Consider the following 19,466-nt stretch of genomic DNA (forward strand, 5'->3'; position numbering starts at 1 on the left):
CGTGCGCTCCGTCGTCGCCGACTCGCCCGCCGCCGTCGTCCGGACGCTCCTCGACCTGATCGAGGCCGACCGGCCGGCCCAGTTCGTCGACTTCGGCTGCGGCCGGGGCGAGGTGCTGCTGAGCGTCGCGCGGAGGTTCCCGGACCTGCCGTGCGTCGGCGTCGACATCGACGCGCACGTCCTTGAGCACGCACGCGTGCGGGCATCGGCCGGGAACGTCACCTTCATCGAGGGTGACGTTCTCGACCATGCCGGCGTGGCCGAAGACCTCGCCTACCTGTATCTGGGCGGGGCGCTGAACCAGCGCCTCGGCCACACCCTCCTCGCGCTCGGCCGGTGCCGTGCCGTCCTCACCGCGCGGTATCCGATCGCCGGGGCCGTGGCCGCGGCCCGCATCCCCACAGCCGGTCCGACCGTTTTCGCCTACGAGCCGGAGTCGTCCCACCGGCTGGTCGAGTGGGACGCGCCGGCCACGCACGTCCAGGTCCCCGCCGGGGCCGCGTACCTGCTGACCAGGGCGGTGCGGGTCACCGCGGCGGGCACGCTCACGCTGCGCTGCCGCGCTCTGGCCGGGACGGTCCTGCGCTCCTACGAGTTCGGGCTGCAGCCGGCCCGGCCGGGCGTGCCCGTCATGTGCGACATGCTCCTCGCCTCCCGGGGCGCGGCGGAGGTGTCGGTCCTGCTGGACGGGGCCGCGCTGACGCCCTCGCACCTCGTCGTCGTCACCGAGGGGCCGCCCGCCGAACGGACCGTCGACGGGCCCGCCGAGCTGGGACGTCTCATCGCCGCCGGGGACCTCACCGGAAGGACTCACCGTGACACATGAGCTCGAAGACCGCCTCGTCGCCACCCTCAGGTGGGGCGTCGGCACCATCCGGGCCGCGGACCCCGCGCGGCCGCCCTGGAAGCAGGGCGACACCGCCGTCGTCCAGCCGTTCGACAAGATGCTGGCCGAGGCGGCCCTGCTGGCGCTGCTCGCCCGGCGCGCCGTCGGCGCCCACCCCGCGATCACCGAGCTCGTCGGCGTGATCGCGGACTGCCGCGAGTCCCTCGACCGCATGTACGAGATCGTGCGCTGGCGCCCCTACCTGTGGTCCTCGGCCGGGGCCGTCTGGGTCTTCCTCGACCGGCTGTCGGCCGGGGACCCGGTGAAGCGGGAGCGGCTGCGCGAGCTGTGGCAGGCCCCGGTCGTGGAGCCCCGGGAGCGCGTGCCGTACCGGCTGCTGGACCAGGCGTGGACCCGGACGGTCGCGCAGGGGCGGGCCGACCCCCGCCTCACCTCGGCCGGCCTGCGCTCGGCCACCTCCCTGGGGAACCTCGACGGCGCGCTGCTCATGGGCCGCAACGACCTCTACGCGATCACCCACGCGGCCATGTACCTCACCGACTTCGGGAACGCCGGGCCGGTGCCGGCCGCCCCGGGCTGGATCGGCGCGCTCGCCGCGGCACGGCTGCTGCTGGGCGACTTCGACCTGGCCGGGGAGCTGGCCGTCGCCGACGTGCTCACCTGCGGACCGCCGGAGGCCGGGACCCTGGCCGCGGCCGCGGCGCTGAGCACGGTCTTCGAGCGGCTCGGCTCCGTGCCCGCCCCGACGTTCCGCGCGGCCGAGCACGCCGCCGCGGAGGACCCGGCCGGATATCTCTACTTCCACAGCTACCACAGCACCTTCGTCTACGGCCTGCTCTGCGCGGTCCTGCTCACATCGGCCGCGCGGGAGGGCACGCGGGAGGGCACGCGGGGCGGGGCGTGGGAGGGGGCGCGGAACGGGGCGCTCGCCCACCTCATGTCGCGGGCTCCCGCCACGGCGTTCCCGGGCGAGTGGCACGGCGGGCGCGCCGGCATCACCGGACCGGGCGGCCAAGTGGCGCACACCTGCGAGGCGTGGGAGGGGATCGTGGCGGCGCGCGGAGGCGACCTGGACCTCCTCCGCACCGTGATCGACGCCTATCTCCTCGACGCCGCCTCCCGCCAGGACACCGCCGGTGTCCTGGCGCTCCTGGGCATGCGCGACGTGGCCGGCCCCAGCGTCGTCGACCAGGCGGCCCGGCGGCTGCTGTCGGTCCGCGCGCGGCTCGGAGGGGTCCCATGGACCTTCGCGTGAGGCCCCTGACCCCGGCCTGCGGGGCCGAGGTCGCCGGCGCGGACCTGGCCGGGCCGCCGGACGCCGTCGCCCGGAGCCTGCGCCCCCTGCTGCTGCGCCACGGGGTCCTCGTCTTCCGCGAGCAGGCCACGCTCACCCCGCAGGCCCAGATCGCGCTGGCGCGGCGCTTCGGCCGCGTCACGCCCCTGCCCTCCGGGCTGCCCGGACACCCCGAGATCGCACGCATCGATCACGGAGTGGACGCGCCGCCCACCGAGAACGTCTGGCACAGCGACATGAGCTTCCTCGACCGGCCGCCGATGGGCGCCCTGCTGCGGGCGGTGAGCCTCCCGCCGGTCGGCGGCGACACGTTGTTCGCCGACATGAGGGCCGCCTGGCGGCGGCTGCCGGACCGGCTCAAGGAGATCGTCCGAGGGCTCCGCGCCGAGCATGACGTCGCCAAGTGCGCACGTGCCGAAGATCGGGGCCGCCTCGCCGGGTTCCCTCCCGCCGTCCATCCCCTGGTGCGGATCCACCCCGAGACCGGGGAGGAGATCCTGTTCGCCAACCCCGCGTACACCACACGGGTGGTCGGCGTCCCGGAGGCCGAGGGCGCCGCCCTGCTCGACCGGCTGTTCCGGATGGCGTCCGTCCCGGAGGTCCAGTGCCGCGTGCGGTGGGCGGAGCGGACCGTGCTCCTGTGGGACAACCGGTCTCTGCAGCACTACGCGGTGGCCGACTACCTGCCCGCGCGCCGGGTCATGGACCGGGTCTCGATAGCGTGACGCCGTGGCCGGGCGGTCCCGCCGGTGACGGCGGAGGACTCCGGGGACCGCCCGGGACGGCCGTCGCTCAGCCCGCCACCTGGGAGAGCACCGTCCGAGACGGCGCGAGCAGTCCAGCGACGGCGGCGGCGGCCGCGGGGTGCCGGGCCAGCAGCTCCCCCACCGCGGGACGGCCGGGCCCGGCGGCGGCGGGGACGGCCTCCTGCCACCCGCCGTCGCACCCGAGCAGCGCGGCCACGGCGTCGCACGCCGCCGGGTGGCCGGCCAGCAGCCCGGTCACCGGCCCGGCCGGCGCGGCCACCCGTCCGGCGGGCGCCTGCGGCACCGTCCGCGCCGCCCACGGCGGCACCCACGTGTCGACGGAGGCCAGGCTCGCCGGGAACGTGCGGCCGGCTTCGCGGACGAGTACGGGCACCAGTTCGGGCGCTTGGTCCCGGAGGGTCGTGATCAATGTGGGCAGCCACGGGAGCAGGATGGCGTCGGGCAGCCGGGCGAAGGCCTTGGACATCATCTCGACCACGAAGGGCGCCAGCGCCGGCGCCGGCTCCAGCGCCTGGACGAACCCGCTCATGTACTGGGGGAAGGCGGGGATGACCAGCGGGTTGGCCAGCAGCTCGTCGCAGCGCGAGCGCAGCTCGGTCATCGGCAGCAGGCCGAGCTGGGACTGGGCGGCCCACAGCAGCGCCACCTTGGCGGGCGCCTCGGGATGCGACTGCCGCACGGCCAGTTCGAGCTGGGCGCGGTCACACCCCAGGGCGAGCGCGAGGCTCTCCATGCTGGACAGGAAGCCGAGCATGGCGGCCACCTGGCGGACGCCGGTGTCGTCGTCCACGAAGGCGGTCGGCAGCAGCGTGCAGTAGTGCGCGTATCCGGCGGTGACGAAGTCCTCGCACCACGCCGGCAGCACCGGCTCGGTGGCGCGGTAGTGGGTCAGCAGCCTGCGGATCCGGCGCAGCACCTCGGGGGCGTCGTCCACGGTGCGCTCGGCGGCCAGCAGCTCGACCGCCCGCGCGCCGAGCTCGTCGGTGAAGCGCCGGCTGCCCAGGTAGAGGATGGCGTCCTCGACGGCCGCGAGGGCGACGGCGGCGGTGGCCCGGGGCTCCCACACGCTACGGCGCAGGCGCTGCTCCAGCACCTGCTCGACGGTGACCCCCTCGTAGCCCAGCTCGATGATCGCCCGCTGGTGGTGGCCGATCGCCAGGTCCCAGCTCTCCTGGATCGACCGCTCGCCCAGCCTGCGCGAGCCCATGATGGGACGGACGGCGCCGTCGGGCAGCAGGTGGCGCAGTATCCACAGCAGGTGGGAGCAGGGCACCAGCTCCGGGGACGCGTCGAGGTTCAGCAGCGCCCGCTGCACCGCGCGCTTGTCCAGGTTGAGTCCCAGCGGGCTCAGCCGGTCGTACACGTCGCGGGCCAGCGGCGGCAGGGCGTGGTAGCCGACCTGGCCGATCCGGTCACCGCCCAGGAGGATCTCGCACAGCCGGCGCACGTCGCGGCGGCCGGGCACCACGTCCTTCTCGATGCACGTGACCGCGGCGTCCTGGAAGTCGTAGGGCGTGGGACGGGCCCGGTTGCGCATGCCGGCGAGCAGGATGGACGTCTCGAACACGGCGATGGCGTCCGCCGTGCTGGCCAGGTAGCCGTTGCCGCGGGCCAGCCGGACGATGTCGACGCACCACCCCAGCAGCTCGGCCTCGTCGAGACCGTCCAGCGCGGGCGGGTCCGACAGGAACCCGGACAGCCGGTCGGTGACCGGCCCCGGCGGGGCGGGCGCCGCCAGCGGTGCGCGCCCCGCCCGTTTGCGGGCGCCCTGCTGGCCCGCGAGCCGGTACGGCGTGACGCCCCAGCGCGCCACCGCCTTGGTCCAGGTCGCCGCGGCGATCGACACCGAGCCGGAGGCCAGCCCGAACTGGGCCTCGATGGCGGAGTGGCTGGAGGGGATGAGCCCGTACAGCCAGCGGGTGGCCGTGGGAGGGCTGATGTCGTAGGCCGGCGCCTCGGCCGCCAGCCCGAACTGCTCGACCCGGCTGGCCGCGTGGAAGGCGCCGCACACGTACAGGCACTGCGACGGGTCGGCGCCGGAGGCGGCCAGGTGCTCGCGCATCCGGGTCCACATGTAGCGCTCGCGGTCCTCGTCACGGGCCAGCCGGTCGCCGTCGCCGGGGGCCAGCCGCCGGAACAGGCTGCCGATCAGCACCATGACCTGGCGGTAGGTCTCGTAGTCCGCGCCGGCCAGGGGCTGCTCCACATACTGGTCCCACCACTCGGACCAGTGCCGGACCTTGCCGTGGTGGAGCAGGTGCGCCTCCAGCTCGGCGAAGCGGGGCCGCAGGTCGCCGATCTCGATGCCGACGGCGTCGCCGTGCAGGGCCGCCTCCTCGCCGTGCCCGGCGGCGTCCTCGTCGGCCGCCGGGGGCTCGGCCGGCTCGCGGGGCAGCCACTGGAAGACGTGGTCGGCCGAACGGTCCACCAGCACCAGCTCGACGTCCGGCGTGTCGAGGGCGTAGGCGATGGCCTGGTACTCGGCCGACGCCTCGGTGATGGGCGCCACGACGCTGAGCGGCCCCCACGCCGGTGGGAAACCGTCGAGCTCGGAGGCGAACGCCTGCAGCGCCACGGGGAGGCGGCAGTTGCGCAGCTCGTCCAGGAGGGGTTGCAGGTCCTCGCACAGCTCCAGATAGACGACCTTGGGCTGCTTGTCGCGCAGGCGCCGCGCCATGGCCAGCGCCGAGGCCGGTGAGTGGTGGCACACCGGGAAGATCTCAAGCTCCTCGCGCAGCGCCCGGTCGACGTCGTCGACCATGCCCGACAGGATGCCGGGCACGGCGCCCGGGGCGTCGGCGAAGGCGGTGGCGGCATCGAGCAGCTGCTCGCGCAGGGCGCCGAAGGGGCTCATGACAGCGTGGAGATCGCCTGGCGGCCGCCTTCGAGGAAGTCCTTCCACTCCCCGCCGTCCTTCTTGCTCCGGGGCTCGACGACACCGTGCCAGTACTTGTTCAGGATGGCCAGGTCCTCCGGGCTGCGGCGGGCCAGCGAGCCCACCAGCGAGCCGGCCAGGGTCTCCGCCCGCAGCGTGCGGTCGCCGAAGAACTGGCTGTGCAGGATGGCGTCCTCCAGCACACCGATCTGCTCGGCCGTGGACAGCGCCGACTCCAGTTTCTCGTCGTCGCTGGTGGCCGAGGCCGCCGCGGCGCGCAGGTCGGCGAAGCTCTGCAGCAGGATGTCCAGCAGCGTGGGCGGCAGCTCCAGCTCGATCCGGTGCCGGCGCAGCAGCTCCGTGGTGCGGAATCGGACGATCTCCGCCTCGCTGCGCTTGTTCGTCACCACGGGGATACGGACGAAGTTGAAGCGCCGCTTCAGGGCCGACGAGAGGTCGTTGACGCCGCGGTCCCGGCTGTTGGCCGTGGCGATGATCGAGAACCCGGGCTGGGCGAAGACGATGTTGTCGTCGTCGAGCTCGGGGATGGACACGTACTTCTCGGACAGGATGGAGATCAGGGCGTCCTGCACGTCGCTGGTCGAGCGGGTCAGCTCCTCGAAGCGGCCGATCACGCCCTGCTCCATCGCCGTCATGATCGGCGAGGGGATCATCGACTGGCGGGACTGCCCCTTGGCGATCACCATGGAGACGTTCCACGAATACTTGATGTGGTCCTCGGTGGTGCCGGCCGTACCCTGGACGACGAGGGTGGAGTTGCGGCAGATGGCGGCCGCGAGCAGCTCGGCGAGCCAGCTCTTGCCGGTGCCCGGGTCGCCGATCAGCAGCAGTCCCCGGTCCGAGGCCAGGGTGACGATGCTGCGCTCGACGAAGCTGCGGTCGCCGAACCACTTCTGGGAGATCTCGCGGTCGAGCCCGTCGGAGCGCTCGGACCCGAGCACGAACAGCCGCACCATCCGGGGGCTGAGCCGCCACGAGAACGGCTTGGGCCCGTCGTCGACGGACTCCAGCCAGTCGAGCTCCTCGGCGTACTTCACCTCGGCGGGGGCACGCAGCATCTCGTTGGTCATTCGCGGGGCCTCCTAGGCGAGGAAGTTCTTGAGCTCGAACACGAGTTTGCGGATGTGGCCCGAGATCACGGGGGTGCCCAGGTCCTTGAGTTTCTGGCGGAACCAGGGGTCCACGCTCTGGTGTCCCGAGCTGTTCACCGAGCCGACCGGGATGAACTTCACCCCGGACCGGTGCACCGCCTCGAAGTCGGTGATCAGGGCTCGGTTGTCGTAGAAGTCGGAGATCCACACCATCACGGTGTTGCGCGGATCGGCGATCTTCGGCCGGGCGACGGCCATCGCGACGGTCCCGTCGGTGCCGCCGCCGAGCGTCGTCCGCAGCAGCACCTCGAACGGGTCGTGCACCCACGGGGTCAGGTCGAGCGCGCGGGTGTCGTAGGCGACCAGGTGCACGTCCACCTTGGGCAGCCCGGCGAAGATCGAGGCGAGGATCGTGCAGTTCACCATCGCGTCGACCATCGACCCCGACTGGTCGACGACCACGATCAACCGCGCGGGCGTGGTGCGGCGGGCGGTGTGCCGGTAGTACAGCCGGTCCACGTACAGCCGCTGGTCCTCCGGGCTCCAGTTGGTCAGGTTCTTCCAGATCGTCCGTTCGAGGTCGAGGTTGCGGAAGACCCGCTTCGGCGGCACCGACCTGTCGACGACGCCGACGCTGGTCTTCTCGACCTGCGTGCGCAGCACCTCGGCGACCTCGTCGACGAACCTGCGGATCAGCGCCTTGGCGTTGGCCAGCGCGACCCCCGACAGGTTGGCCTTGTCCCGCAGCAACTGCTCGATGAGCGACATGCTCGGCGTGAGCTTCCTGGCCAGGGCCGGGTCGGCGAGCACCTCGCGCAGGCGCATGCGCTTGACGAGGTCGCCCTCCAGGCCGGCCAGGACGCCGGCCAGCTCGCCCGCGCCGGGATGGGAGCGCAGCTCGCCCGGCTCGGCCCCGAGCGCCTGCTCGAACCAGCCGGCGTCCTGCTGCCAGCGGGCCAGGTCGGTGGCGGTGACGTTGCCCGTCCCCGTCGAGAACACGTTGAGCAGGAGCTTCGACACCAGGGCCGCCCGGCGCACCTCGGCCGCGCCGTCCCGCTCCGACTGGTCACCGCCGTCGCCCTCGGCCGCGCCGTCGCCTTCCGGCGGCTGGTCGCCGCCGTCCCGCTGCGCCATCAGGCCCCGCAGCTCGGCGCCCAGGTCCGGGAAGCGCTGCACGAGGGTGTCGACCGACACCGACGGGTCGAGCAGCGCCGGCGGCAGCCCGAGGTCGTCGACGATGGCCACGCTGGCGGCCTCCAGCGAGGGCTGCTCGTCGGTGTCGAACACGCGCGCCAGAAGGCGCCAGTAGAGCACCTGGCGCCGGTTCTCGTCGGCGCTGATCCGGGGGTCGTTCATCGCCGCAGCAACCGCCCGGCCCGCTCGCGCAGCACGGCCACCACGTCGCCGGCCCTGGCCTCGGCCTTGGCGGCCTTGGGGTCGGTGGGGCCCAGCGCCCAGTCCCCGTTGTGCGCCGTGACCGGCTTGCGCTTGACCGTCGCCTGGACCGCGAGGGGCTGCAGCAGCCATCGGCCGCCGTCCCAGCGGATCAGGCCGATGCAGGCCGAGGAGGCGGTCACCAGCTCGGGGGTGAGGGGACCGCAGGCCGGCAGGCGGTCGACGTCGACGGCGAGGGTGTTGCCGTCCAGGTCCAACGTGCCGTCGGCGGCCACCTTGTAGCCCTCCACCAGCACGGGTTCGGCGATGCGCACCGGATGGCGGTCCAGGGGCGGCACCGCCGGGGCGAGCGCGCCGGTGAGCTGGACCCGGGCGGTGGCGAACGGGTCGGCGGGCCCGCCCGCGCGGGCCCGGTCCTCATGCCACACCAGGTCACCGCTGCCCAGCAGGGGCAGGTCCGTGACCTCCAGGCCGCGGTGCTCGGCCAGCGCGCCCAGCAGCACGGGGTAGGCGCCGAGCAGCCGCCACAGGGTCGGGCCGACGATCGTGTCCACCTTCGCGGCGGCGACGCTGGTGCGCACCAGCCGGGACGGCGCGCCGCCGGCGGGCTCCAGCACGCCGTGCACCTGCACCTGTACCGCGGTGCCGTGCTCGTGCACGTCGGCGCCGAGGATCAGCAGCCGGCCCGACACCGTCTCCGCGGGTGCGGAGCCGCCGGGCAGGGCGCCGGGCTGCGACAGCAGCAGGGCACGCGTCCACAGGTCGGCCCAGCGCCGCGCGGGCAGCCGCTCGGCCGCCCCGACCGGGCACGACGCCCGCAGCTCGGCCGCCAGGCCGTCGAGCAGCACCGCCGGCCGGCGCAGCTCCGGTACGGCCAGCAGGGCCTCAAGTGTCTGGTCCGAGGCGGAGACGAGGTCGTGGTCGACGCCCCGCCATCCGGTGATGGCCAGCTCGTGGAGCCAGGACCGGGCCCCGCTGAGCAGGTTGTCGGCCACGGGCGCCGCCGTGGACGGCGCTTCTTCCCACGGGGCCCTGGAGCGTCCCAGCGCGGCGTCGAGACGGCCGAGCAGGGCGTCGTGCACCGCGCCGAGCAGGGCGGCGCGCCCGCCGGCCAGCACCGTCAGATGCTCGCCGGCGACCGAGCCGGCGGCGAGCTTCCCGGCCGCCTCGCCCGCGCGTCCGCCGAGCGGCGTGGCGGCCAGGGCTCCGGCCAGGGCAGCGAGCGCCGCGGCGCGCTCCTCGCCGAGCCGGGCGAATCCGTGCACGAGGGCCTCGTCGAAGCCCGTCACCAGGTCGAGGGCCTCCCCGACTCCCGCCGGGTCGCCGTCGAGCAGTTCGGCCAGCTGTACTCCGAGCATCATCGGGCCGCCCCCGTGGCCGGGAACCAGTGCAGTTCGGGGATGGGCTCGGTGGTGTCGGGCAGCTCCAGGTAGGCCAGGTGGCGCAGGAAGCGGCTGAACACGACGGCCGCCGGCGCGGGCTCGTGCCCGCCGCGCAGGCAGCTCATCAGGTCCGCGCCGTCGCCGACCTCGACGCGCAGGTAGCGGGCCACCCGGTCGAGGCCGTACTGCAGCACGGCCTCGGCGACGAGCGCCTGCAGGTGCTTGCACGGCGAGCCGTACGCCCCGCCGCACGGCCGGTTGTTGTTGGTGCTGCAGCTGAAACCGTGCGTCCCGGCGGCGATCGACGAGACGTACACCCGGGCGATGTCCGAACCGCTCGACACGACACCCTGCAGCCGTCCGTCCGCCAGTTCGACGAAGGGGACCTTCGCCAGTTTGCGGGGTTGGACGGGGGAGACCACCCGTGCCACGCTGCACTGCTCCCACGCGGTTCTGTCCGCGCTCACGATCCTCGACCTCCAGCCCAACGGCTCGCGGACGCCAGGCTGTGCGGCGGCATCTACGCGAACGGCCGATCCATGATCCGGAAATGTACCCCATGGGCGCGTCGGCTGCGACCTGGCTCCGGAGCCCGGCGCCGCCCCTCCGGGGCCTGTCCGGCGGGACCCGGACGCCCCGGAGCGGCCGCCCCCGCGGCACCGCCACCTCTTCCTCCGCCGGGACTTGTCAGAGATCATGACGACGCGGACATCGGCGGGGTCAGGGATGGGACGGGACGTGGGTCGATGGGGCACGCTCGGCTGGCGCGATCCGGAATACCTCGCCGCCAGCCCCGGCCGCGAACGCGTGCACCGCTTCGTCGCGATGCTGCTGATCCTGCAGCGCCTCAGCTACCTGGTCCCGGCGGGCGCGAGCCTGTTCAGCGCCGACGGGCTCTACGGGGACCGGAGGCTCAACGCCCTGCTGCTGGCCGTCGCCCTGGTGTGGAACGTTCTCCAGTCCGGGTCCGTACGGCGGCGCGGCTGGTTCGCCCCCTGGGTGGTCGGCGCGGACGTGGCGGTGACCTGCGTGCTCATGATGGGGGTCACCGCCAACTGCGTGGGCGACGCCACGACCGGCACGGCCAACTGGTCCTCCTCCGCCCTGCTGTCCACGGGGGCGGTGGTCGGCGCGTTCACCACGCGGCCCCGCCACGCCCTCGCGCTCCTGCCGCCGATCGCCGCCTACGCGGTGGCGCACGCCGGCGACCTCGGCCTGCGCTACCCGCTCCCGCTCGACCTCACCGTGCGCGTCAACGGCTACGTGTGGTTCGCGGTGATCGTCTACTTCATCCGCCGCTACCTGGCCGCCCAGGCGCACCGCCTGGACGACCTGGCGGAGCTGCGCCTGGCCGCCGAGGCGGAGCAGGCCCGCTCGGCCGAACGGCTGGCCCACTACCGGCAGTTGCACGACACGGTGCTGACCACGTTGACCGCGATCGCCCGGGGCGGCCTGGACCACCGCGCCGAGCAGGTCCGCCGGCGCTGCGCCGCGGACGCCGAATACGTCCGGGCCCTGATCGGGCAGGACTCGGCGGGCCCGCCGACCACGCTGGGCAACGGGCTGGCCCAGGCGGTGGCCAGGGCCGCCTGCCTGGGACTGCGCGTCAGGCATGCCGCCGCGGCGCTGCCGGAGCGGCTGCCGCCCGAGGTCACCGCCGCCCTCACCGACGCCTGCGGCGAGGCGCTCAACAACGTCGCCGTGCACTCGGGTGCCGGGGAGGCCTGGCTCACCGCGGTCACCGTGGACGGCGCGGTGACCATCCGGGTGGTGGACCGGGGCCGGGGGTTCGCTCCCGGGGAGACGGAGTTCGGCTTCGGGCTGCGCTCATCGGTGATCGACCGCATGCGGGAGGCGGGCGGGAGCGCCGCGATCCTGGCGGCACCCGGGGAGGGCACCTGCGTGGAACTCATCTGGCCCGCCGGCTAGGGCAGCAGGCCGTCCTCCCTGGCCCGGACGGCCAGCTCCAGCTTGGTGTAGGCGGGCCGGCCGGCCTTGCGGTATTTGTCCTTGACCCGCTCCAGGTAGTTCTTGGCCGTCCCCGGCTGCACCCCGGCGCTGCGCGCGGCGGCGGCCAGCGTCATCCCCGAGGCGTAGGCCAGCAGCACGGCCCGTTCCTGCGGTGACAGCGTGGGCCGGTCGGCACAGCGGTCGGACAGCCAGCCCAGGGCGAGCTCGGGAGAGTAGGCGACGCCCTCGCCGACCACCTCCCCGACCCGCGCGATCAGGGCCGCCAGGTCGTGGTCCTTGGTCAGGTAGCCGCAGGCCCCGGCCCGCACGACCTTCCTGGCCATGTCGCCGGAGGGCACCACGCTGACCACCAGCACCCGGCGGCCGGCGCGCACCAGCTCGCGGACGTTGTCGAGGGGGTCGGAGCCGTCGGCGAGGAGGAGGTCCAGGATCACCACGTCGGCCTCGCCGGTCTCGGCCTCGGCTCCGAGCAGCGCGGCGACCGTGGCCCCCGTCGCCGCCAGCCGTACTCCGGGGACCCCCGCCAGCCAGGCGGCCAGTCCGTCGATCAGCATCTGGTCGTCGTCGACCACGGAAATGGTGATCACCAACCTCTTTCTCATATACCCCATTTGCTGTCAAGTGAGCAGTTGTGGCGTCTATCGCCCCCCTCCTCCGCCTCAGATCATGGCCACACCGAGAAGGGAGTGGCCATGAGCGTGACCATCGAGAAGGCCGAGGAGATCATCGCCGCGTGGCGGGCGGGTGCGGAGCCCGGCGACGGCTGGGACAGCCCGGCGGGCCCGCTGCTGCCCAGCGGCGAGTACGCGGAGTCGGAGATCACCATGACCGGACCGCCGATCTCCGGCCGGTGCGGCACGGCGTGCACCGCCTCCCCCACCCGCTACTGCTGCTGAGCTGGAGGACGGAGCGCATGGCCGGTGAATTCGACCCCCCGCTGGACGTCCTGACCGGACCGGCTCTGGCCGGCCTGGCGGCCCGGTTGGGGTCGATCACCGGCCTCACCGCCGCCGACCGGCGGGCCCTGCTCGACGGCGCCGCCGCGGCGCTGGAGGAGACCGTCCGCCGCAAGGTCACCCGGGTGCTGGTGCTGGAGCTCAACGCGGCGAGGATCAGCGGCCGCCTGACGGCCCCCGACCCCGCCGCCCGCTGGGAACAGTGGCGCCGGAGCGTCGCCGGGCCCGCGTTCTGGCGGGAGCTCGCCGGCCACTATCCCACCATGACGGGCAGGCTGCGGACCGTGATCGGCAACCGGTGCGAGGCCGCCGCCCTCCTGGCCCGCCGGTACGCCGCCGACAGGGCCGTGCTCCCCACCGGGGAGCTGACGAGTGTGGTGTTCGGCGCCGGCGACAGCCACCGTGGCGGGCACGCCGTCGCCGTCCTGCATGGTACGGACGGCCGCGTGGTCTACAAACCACGCCCGCTCCAGGTGGACGCGGAGCTCGCCCGCCTCATCCCGCGCGTGCTGCCCGGCGAGCCGCTCATCCGCGTGCCCGAGGTGATCGTCCGTGACGGGTACGGCTGGGCCGAGCACATCCGGCACCGCCACTGCGACGGCGACGCCGAGCTGCGCGCCTTCTACCGGGGGATCGGTCACTGGCTGGCGCTCATGCGCCTGCTGGGCGGCAGCGACCTGCACGCCGAGAACCTGATCGCGGCCGGGCCCCACCCCGTCGTCGTCGACTGCGAGACGCTCTTCACCCCGCACGCCTCCGCCGCCCCCTCCGGCTACGGCCTGGCCGTCGACCGGGCGGTGAGGCTGGTCGAGGGCTCGGTGCTGCGCACCGGACTGCTGCCCGGCCGGGGCGTCGCGCTGGGCTGGCGCGGGGTCGACCTCTCCGCCGTCGGCGCCCTGCCCGGACAGCAGCCGTACATGGAGCTGCCCGTCGTGCTCGGCGCGGGCACCGACACCGCCAGGCTGGGCGTGGAGCGCGTGCCCGTCCCGCAGACGGCCAACCACCCCAGCCCCGGACCGGTGCTCGGCCGCTACTGGGACCTGATCCTCGCCGGGTTCGACGAGCTGACCGGGCACCTGCACGCGATGGACGGCCGGGGCGAGCTGGCCGGGGCGCTCAGCGCCTTCGCCGACTGCCCGATCCGGGTGGTGCTGCGCTCCACCGAGTCCTACGCCGAGCTGGGCAGGATGCTCTGGCACCCGGCCGCGCTGCACGACGAGGCGGCGGCGCGCGACAAGGCCGCGCGGCTGCTGGCCGAGCAGGCCCGGAACGTGCCGGGCGCGCCCGCCGACCCCGCCGTCATCGCGGCGGAGGTGGACGAGCTCTGCGAGGGCGACGTCCCCTTCTTCGCCACCACTCCGCGCAGGGGGCGCATGGACGGCCCCCGCGGCACCGCCCACGGACCCGGGCAGGACCTCGTCGCCGACGCGGTGCGCCGCTGGCGCGGCCGCGACCAGGCGCTGGACCGCCAGGTGATCCAGGCCGCCCTGGTCAGCGCCTACCTCAACGAGGGCTGGCTGCCCGACGAGAAACCGCTGGCCCCCGCCCTGGTCCGCACCGACGATCTGGACGGCAGGCGCCGCACGGTGGCCGCGGGCATCCTGCGCGGCGTGCTGGACAGCGCGGTGCGCGCCGAGGACGGCACCGTCACCTGGATCAGTCCCGTCCTCAACCCCACCGGCTGGACCGTGCAGCCGCTCTCGTCCGACCTGTACGGCGGGGCGCACGGGGTGGCCGTGCTCCTGGCCGCCTACCTCCAGGAGGTCGGGCAGGGCCGGGCCGACCCGGTGGACGGGGTGGCGGAGCTGCTCGCGGGCACGCTGCGCACGATCAGGCTGATCGAGGACAGGGACGCCGAGCACCGGCGGGAGGGCGTGCGCCTGCGCCCCCAGCCCCCCGGCGGCTACATCGGCGTCGGCTCCCAGATCTGGGGCTGGCTGCTGCTGCGCCGGCTCGGCGCCGTCGGACGGGAGGAGGCGCTCATCCGGGCGTCCGCGCTGGCCGCGACGGTGCCCGGGGCGGTCGCGGCGGACGATGTGTACGACCTGGTGACGGGCATGGCGGGAGCGGTGGTGCCGCTGCTGGGACTCGCCTCCCAGACGGGCGACGGGCAATGGGCCGGGCAGGCGGCCGCGATCGGGGTACGGCTGGCCGAGCTCGCCCAGAGCCGGGAGGCGGGGGTCTGCTGGCCGAGCGCCCGCTTCCCGCAGGGGCTCGGCGGCCTCGCCCACGGCGCCACCGGCATCGGCTGGGCCCTGTCCCGCCTGGCCGCCTCCCCCGCCGGGGCGCCTGCCTCCGGCACGACCGCCCCTGACGCCGTGACCGCACCCCCCGGCGCCGGAACCTCCTCCCCCGCCGGGGCGCCTGTCTTCGGCACGACCGCCCTGGCCGCGTTCGCCTACGAGGACTCGCTCTACGATCCGGGGCTCGGCGGGTGGCGTGACCTACGGGAGGACGGGATCACCGCCGCCGCCTGGTGCCACGGCGCCGGCGGCGTCGGCGTGGTGGCCGCCGACCGGCTGGCGCGCGGGGGCGGCGAGCGGTGGCGCGAGACGCTGCGCCGCGCCGCCGCGGCCTGCTGGAGCGAGGGCCTGGGCTGGAACCACACGCTCTGCCACGGCGACCTCGGCGCCTGGGAGGTGATCGACCTGGCGCTGGCCGCCGGCGTCGGTCCCCGGGGCGTGGACAGGGAGAGGCTGGACGCATCCGTCCTCGGCGGCATCGAGGAGCACGGCCCGGTCAGCGGCCTGGCCAGAGACGTCTTCGCCCCCGGCCTGCTGCCCGGGCTGGGCGGCGTGGCCTACCAGCTGCTGCGGATGCGCGCCGGCGGCGCCCTGCCCTCCGTCCTGCTGCCCGACCCGGAGGGATGAGGCGTCCGGCTCCGCCCGGTCCCTGCCCGCCGGACGGCCCCGGTAGGGCGGGGCCGGACGGCGTCGAGCCGGGACCGGGAGGCTGTCTCAGCCCGCGAAAGTGCCCTCCCGGCGGATCGTCTGCCAGCGCAGGCGCACCCCGAGCACGGCGGTCGTCACCGACTGGATCACCACCAGGTACATCAGCTGCCGGTAGACGAATTGCTGCAGCGGCAGCACCCACAGTGCCGAGGCCCGCTCGCGGTCCAGGCGCAGCGCGTACCAGCCGCTGAACGCCTGGACGAGCACGAATCCCGCCCAGACGGCCACCACCGGCAGCGGATCTCCCACCAGCACGCTGTAGACGGCCATGACGTCCACGACCGGGGCGAGCAGCGGCAGCACCACCTGGAACAGCGTCAGGTAGCCCAGGCAGCGCCGGCCGAACGGGCCCGGCTCCGCGATCGCGCGGCGGTGCTTCCACATCGCCTGCAGCGTGCCGTAGCACCAGCGGTAACGCTGGCGCCAAAGCTGCCCGAGCGAGGTCGGCGCCTCGGTCCACGCCAGCGCGTTCTCCTCGTAGACCACCCGCCAGCCGCCCCGGCACATCGCCATGGTCAGGTCGGTGTCCTCGGCCAGGGTGTCGACGCTGACTCCCCCGATCTCCCGCAGCGCCGAGCGCCGGAAGGCCCCGATCGCCCCCGGCACGGTGGGCATGCACCCCAGCAGGTCGAAGGCGCGACGGTCGAGGTTGAAGCCGATGACGTACTCGATGTGCTGCCAGCGTCCGATCATGCCGCGCCGGTTGCCGACCTTGGTGTTGCCGCTGACCGCGCCCACGGCCGGGTCGGCGAGCGGCCGGACCAGATGCTCGATGGTGTCGGGCTCGAAGACGGTGTCGCCGTCCACCATGACCAGGATGTCGTGCGAGGCGTGCGCGATACCGGTGTTGAGCGCCGCGGGCTTGCCGCCGTTCTCCTGGCGGATCACCCGTACTCCGGGCAGGCCGAGGGAGGCGGCGATGGCGGCGGTGCCGTCGGAGGAGCCGTCGTCCACGACGATCACCTCCAGCGCACCGGGATAGCCGGTGTTCACCAGCGAGCGTACGGTGGCCTCGATCCCGGCCTCCTCGTTGTAGGCCGGGACGATCACGCTGACGGCGGGCGGCGCGGGCCATGCCGGGGCACGCCCGGCGCGCCTCTTGCCGCCCCGCGCGCGCCGGGCGTGCACCCATGCCAGGGCCAGGAAGAACAGCAGCCGCAGCAGGGTGAGGCCCCCGGCGGCGGCCAGGACCCACGACATCACCGTGACGAAGCCGCTCGCCCCGCGCTGGGCGAGACCCAGCCCGGTGCCGGCGGCGCGCTCCAGGTCTCCGGCCGGGGTGTGGGCGGAGGGCATGCCGAGCGCGGAGGTGAGCGTCGTCGCCCGATACTTCTGCTCGGCGAGCCTGGTGAGCAGGTGGTCCACCGCGGCGACCGTCTGACCGCGGTCGCCTCCCGAGTCGTGCATCATGATCACCGCACCTCTGCCCCGGCGGGGGAGGGCGGCGCGGACGATCTGGTCGACGCCGGGCCTGGCCCAGTCCTTGGTGTCCAGGTCGGTGAGCGCGACGATGTACCCCTCCCCTCCCATGACACGCAGCGCGCGCAGCTGGGGGCCGGTGACGGCCGCCGGGGAGGAGGAGTACGGCGGGCGCACCAGGCGGGTGTGCACGCCCGCCGCACCGGCCAGCGCCTTCTGGGTCAGCGACAGCTCCAGCCGTAACCGCCAGTCCGGCACGGCGGCGAGGTCGGCGTGGGCGTAGGTGTGGTTGCCGATCTCGTGCCCCTCGGCGACGATCCGCCGGACCAGCTCGGGGTTCTCGGCGATCCGGGCGCCGACGGCGAAGAACGTCGCCTTGGCGGAGTGCTTGGCGAGCACGTCGAGCAGCTGCGGGGTCCAGCGCGGGTCGGGGCCGTCGTCGAAGGTGAGCGCCACCGTGCGGGCCGGGAGGCGGGCGCTGTCCGGCCTGGCACCGGTGAGATTGAGCACCGGGCCGCCGCGCCGTACGTCGTCGAGCTCGGTGGAGGGCCGGTCGGCCGGGGGCGGGGCGGCGTGCGTCTCGCCCACCGCGCTGGTCGCGTACCCGTTGAGCAGCAGCGCTCCCGCCATCAGCACGATGCCGGCCGCGACCAGGAACCAGTGTCCTCGCGGGTCGCCCTGCCGCCGGCGCCGTCCCCGGGCCGCGGGGCGCCCTCCTCCGTCCTGGGGCCGCTCGGGCGGGAGTGGCGTCAGGTCGGCGAGGGTGATGGTGGCGGAGGCGGCGGACCCCGCCGTCCCGGCCGGATCCGGCGGCGGCCACACCTGTGTCGCCAGTGGCGGCTGTGGGCTCATCCCTTCGGCCCTGAGGTCTTGTCCGGGTTACGGCCGGGCGGAGTCTTGGCGTGGCCCGGCGGCTCGGTCCGTCCGGCGGTCGGCTCGGCGGTCGGCTCCGGTGACTGCTCGGGCACCGGCGGTTCCTGCGGTGGGGCGGACGTGGAGGGATCCTCGGCAGGCGGCGGGGCCGGCCGCTCCGAGCGCGCCGGCAGGGGCGTCACCCGCGCCGGGGAGGAGACCGTGGGCCGGGCTGTGGGACGGGCCGGCGGCGTCGGGCGCTGCCGGGCGAAAACCGTGGTGGCCTCCGTACTCGGCGTGGGCCGCGCCGACCGCGTGGGTCCGCCCTCGGGTCCGGCCGTGGTGGCGACGGGCACCGGCCGCGCGGGGCCGTCCCCGGGCCAGCCGACCAACGGCAGCGATGTGCCGGTGAACAGTCCGCCGACCACGGCCGCCACCGACGCGGTCATCAGGGTACCGACGCCGATGCCGACGGCCTTCAGGAGTCGCCGGCGTCTGCCGGTCTGATCGACGAACACGGCCGTGCCGGTGGGATGCTGCCTGTCACTCACGGACGCAGATGGTAGTGACACATGGTTACGTATGGGGAACTTCATCACGTTTGCGACCGGGCGGACGACGGACGGCCGCCTCTCACCGGATGGTGACAGCCGCCGGCCGACGTCGGTCACGCAAGGCCATGGATAGGCTGCACATTGTTTCCACGCTGCACCGGCACACCCTCTCCGCCCCCCACCCAGACGTAGCATGTGTTCCGCATAACGCTATAGCATTCCATTATCCGGAATATTTGAGGAGGATCCATGGGCGAGGCCCAGTCTCCGGTGGGAAGCGTCGACCGCGCCCTGCTGATCCTGCAGGAGATCGGCAGGCACAGCAGGGGGATGACCCTCGACGAGCTGGCCACCCGGCTCGGACTGCCCAAGAGCTCGCTCCACCGCCTGCTCGGCGCGCTGAAGCACCGGGGGTTCGCCGCGCAGCCCGAGCCCAGCGGGCCCTACTTCCTCGGCTCCGAGATGCTCGCCACGGCCTTCCGCTTCCACGAGACCATGGACCTGCGCGCCATCGTCCGCCCCCTCCTGCTCCGGCTGAGCGAGGAGTTCGCCGAGACCGTGCACATGGCCACGCTCGACGGGGGCGAGGTCGTCTACCTGGACAAGGTCGAGGCGGTCCGTTCGATCACGATGACCTCGGTGGTGGGCGGGCGCAACGCCGCGCACTGCACCGGCGTGGGCAAGGCGCTGCTGGCCTGGACCTACCCGACCGACGAGGCCGTCAAGGCGTGGGCGGGGAGATACGGTCCGCTCGCCGCGCCGAACCGCAACACCATCACGAGCCCGGCGAAGCTGGCCGCGCACCTGGCCCAGATCCGGGAGCGGGGCTACGCACTGGACCTGGAGGAGAACGAGCCCGGCGTGCGTTGCGTCGCCGCACCCGTCTTCATGGGCAAGCCCACCCCCGTCGCCGCGGTGAGCGTGACGGCGCTCAAGGACCGCATGCCTCCGGCCAGGATGGAGGAGGTCGGCGCGGCCCTGCGGCAGGCGGTCGCCGAGCAGCTCTGACCCTTGACACCGCACTCCCCGCGGTGATCTCCTCTAGCCTGTCCGGAATCAAATTCTGCATCACGGAATTAAATCAAGGGAGT

15 protein-coding genes are annotated in these 19,466 nt (G+C 74.2%); 7 read left to right on the plus strand and 8 right to left on the minus strand.

The window, feature by feature from the left end:
* Position 1 precedes the first annotated feature (1 nt).
* Genes ACZ6R6_RS07520 through ACZ6R6_RS07530 form a run of 3 tightly spaced genes read left to right on the plus strand, consistent with a single transcriptional unit; the run spans position 2 to position 2,866 of the window.
* The gene (locus tag ACZ6R6_RS07520) at positions 2-826 is read left to right on the plus strand and encodes a class I SAM-dependent methyltransferase (protein WP_470091013.1); all 825 of its coding nucleotides are present in this window, start codon (positions 2-4) and stop codon (positions 824-826) included.
* Positions 816-2,102 carry a DUF6895 family protein gene (locus ACZ6R6_RS07525; RefSeq protein ID WP_470091014.1) on the plus strand — a complete coding sequence of 429 codons (1,287 nt, stop codon included), beginning with the start codon at positions 816-818 and terminating at the stop codon, positions 2,100-2,102. Before ACZ6R6_RS07520 ends, ACZ6R6_RS07525 begins: the two co-directional genes overlap by 11 nt.
* Positions 2,087-2,866 carry a TauD/TfdA dioxygenase family protein gene (locus tag ACZ6R6_RS07530; protein ID WP_470091015.1) on the plus strand — a complete coding sequence of 260 codons (780 nt, stop codon included), beginning with the start codon at positions 2,087-2,089 and terminating at the stop codon, positions 2,864-2,866. Before ACZ6R6_RS07525 ends, ACZ6R6_RS07530 begins: the two co-directional genes overlap by 16 nt.
* Before the next feature lie 67 nt (positions 2,867-2,933).
* Here ACZ6R6_RS07530 and ACZ6R6_RS07535 read toward each other — a convergent pair whose 3' ends face one another.
* The 5 genes from ACZ6R6_RS07535 to ACZ6R6_RS07555 are packed head-to-tail and all read right to left on the minus strand — an operon-like array spanning position 2,934 to position 10,139.
* Positions 2,934-5,762 (minus strand): DUF5682 family protein, encoded by a 2,829-nt coding sequence (locus ACZ6R6_RS07535; protein WP_470091017.1) that lies wholly within the window; start codon positions 5,760-5,762, stop codon positions 2,934-2,936.
* Complete coding sequence (locus ACZ6R6_RS07540) at positions 5,759-6,874, minus strand: ATP-binding protein (RefSeq protein ID WP_470091019.1); 1,116 nt, start codon at positions 6,872-6,874, stop codon at positions 5,759-5,761. The genes ACZ6R6_RS07535 and ACZ6R6_RS07540 overlap by 4 nt, the downstream gene beginning before the upstream one ends.
* A gap of 12 nt (positions 6,875-6,886) precedes the next feature.
* Entirely contained in the window at positions 6,887-8,251 is a 1,365-nt protein-coding gene (locus ACZ6R6_RS07545; protein WP_470091020.1) for a VWA domain-containing protein, read from the minus strand.
* Positions 8,248-9,651 (minus strand): hypothetical protein, encoded by a 1,404-nt coding sequence (locus ACZ6R6_RS07550; RefSeq protein WP_470091022.1) that lies wholly within the window; start codon positions 9,649-9,651, stop codon positions 8,248-8,250. The genes ACZ6R6_RS07545 and ACZ6R6_RS07550 overlap by 4 nt, the downstream gene beginning before the upstream one ends.
* Positions 9,648-10,139, minus strand: coding sequence for a hypothetical protein (locus ACZ6R6_RS07555; protein WP_470091024.1), 492 nt, complete (start codon positions 10,137-10,139; stop codon positions 9,648-9,650). The genes ACZ6R6_RS07550 and ACZ6R6_RS07555 overlap by 4 nt, the downstream gene beginning before the upstream one ends.
* Positions 10,140-10,410: 271 nt before the next feature.
* Between ACZ6R6_RS07555 and ACZ6R6_RS07560 the strand changes: the two genes are divergently transcribed.
* The gene (locus ACZ6R6_RS07560; protein WP_470091026.1) at positions 10,411-11,601 is read left to right on the plus strand and encodes a sensor histidine kinase; all 1,191 of its coding nucleotides are present in this window, start codon (positions 10,411-10,413) and stop codon (positions 11,599-11,601) included.
* Here ACZ6R6_RS07560 and ACZ6R6_RS07565 read toward each other — a convergent pair.
* Entirely contained in the window at positions 11,598-12,230 is a 633-nt protein-coding gene (locus tag ACZ6R6_RS07565; RefSeq protein ID WP_306862380.1) for a response regulator transcription factor, read from the minus strand. The genes ACZ6R6_RS07560 and ACZ6R6_RS07565 overlap by 4 nt on opposite strands.
* A 105-nt stretch (positions 12,231-12,335) precedes the next feature.
* Between ACZ6R6_RS07565 and ACZ6R6_RS07570 the strand changes: the two genes are divergently transcribed.
* Both ACZ6R6_RS07570 and ACZ6R6_RS07575 read left to right on the plus strand, forming a co-directional pair.
* Positions 12,336-12,539 carry a DUF6229 family protein gene (locus ACZ6R6_RS07570; RefSeq protein ID WP_470091028.1) on the plus strand — a complete coding sequence of 68 codons (204 nt, stop codon included), beginning with the start codon at positions 12,336-12,338 and terminating at the stop codon, positions 12,537-12,539.
* A gap of 17 nt (positions 12,540-12,556) precedes the next feature.
* Positions 12,557-15,469 carry a type 2 lanthipeptide synthetase LanM family protein gene (locus tag ACZ6R6_RS07575; RefSeq protein ID WP_470091030.1) on the plus strand — a complete coding sequence of 971 codons (2,913 nt, stop codon included), beginning with the start codon at positions 12,557-12,559 and terminating at the stop codon, positions 15,467-15,469.
* 87 nt (positions 15,470-15,556) lie between these two features.
* On the opposite strand, the gene ACZ6R6_RS07580 is transcribed toward ACZ6R6_RS07575, so the two are convergent.
* Positions 15,557-17,821: a bifunctional polysaccharide deacetylase/glycosyltransferase family 2 protein gene (locus ACZ6R6_RS07580; RefSeq protein WP_470091031.1), complete on the minus strand. Its 2,265-nt coding sequence runs from the start codon at positions 17,819-17,821 to the stop codon at positions 15,557-15,559.
* Positions 17,818-18,372: a hypothetical protein gene (locus ACZ6R6_RS07585; protein WP_470091033.1), complete on the minus strand. Its 555-nt coding sequence runs from the start codon at positions 18,370-18,372 to the stop codon at positions 17,818-17,820. The genes ACZ6R6_RS07580 and ACZ6R6_RS07585 overlap by 4 nt, the downstream gene beginning before the upstream one ends.
* Positions 18,373-18,624: 252 nt before the next feature.
* Between ACZ6R6_RS07585 and ACZ6R6_RS07590 the strand changes: the two genes are divergently transcribed.
* On the plus strand, positions 18,625-19,383 hold the full coding sequence (locus ACZ6R6_RS07590; protein WP_470091035.1) for an IclR family transcriptional regulator: 759 nt from the start codon (positions 18,625-18,627) through the stop codon (positions 19,381-19,383).
* Positions 19,384-19,466 lie beyond the last annotated feature (83 nt).

It is taken from the genome of Streptosporangium sp. NPDC048886 (genome assembly GCF_055586905.1).

Excerpts from the sequence above, each read along its gene's own strand:
- ACZ6R6_RS07530 (WP_470091015.1), top strand. The coding sequence starts at position 2,087 with ATGGACCTTCGCGTGAGGCCCCTGACCCCGGCCTGCGGGGCCGAGGTC.
- ACZ6R6_RS07535 (WP_470091017.1), bottom strand. The coding sequence starts at position 5,762 with ATGAGCCCCTTCGGCGCCCTGCGCGAGCAGCTGCTCGATGCCGCCACC.
- ACZ6R6_RS07540 (WP_470091019.1), bottom strand. The coding sequence starts at position 6,874 with ATGACCAACGAGATGCTGCGTGCCCCCGCCGAGGTGAAGTACGCCGAG.
- ACZ6R6_RS07545 (WP_470091020.1), bottom strand. The coding sequence starts at position 8,251 with ATGAACGACCCCCGGATCAGCGCCGACGAGAACCGGCGCCAGGTGCTC.
- ACZ6R6_RS07550 (WP_470091022.1), bottom strand. The coding sequence starts at position 9,651 with ATGATGCTCGGAGTACAGCTGGCCGAACTGCTCGACGGCGACCCGGCG.
- ACZ6R6_RS07570 (WP_470091028.1), top strand. The coding sequence starts at position 12,336 with ATGAGCGTGACCATCGAGAAGGCCGAGGAGATCATCGCCGCGTGGCGG.
- ACZ6R6_RS07575 (WP_470091030.1), top strand. The coding sequence starts at position 12,557 with ATGGCCGGTGAATTCGACCCCCCGCTGGACGTCCTGACCGGACCGGCT.
- ACZ6R6_RS07580 (WP_470091031.1), bottom strand. The coding sequence starts at position 17,821 with ATGAGCCCACAGCCGCCACTGGCGACACAGGTGTGGCCGCCGCCGGAT.
- ACZ6R6_RS07590 (WP_470091035.1), top strand. The coding sequence starts at position 18,625 with ATGGGCGAGGCCCAGTCTCCGGTGGGAAGCGTCGACCGCGCCCTGCTG.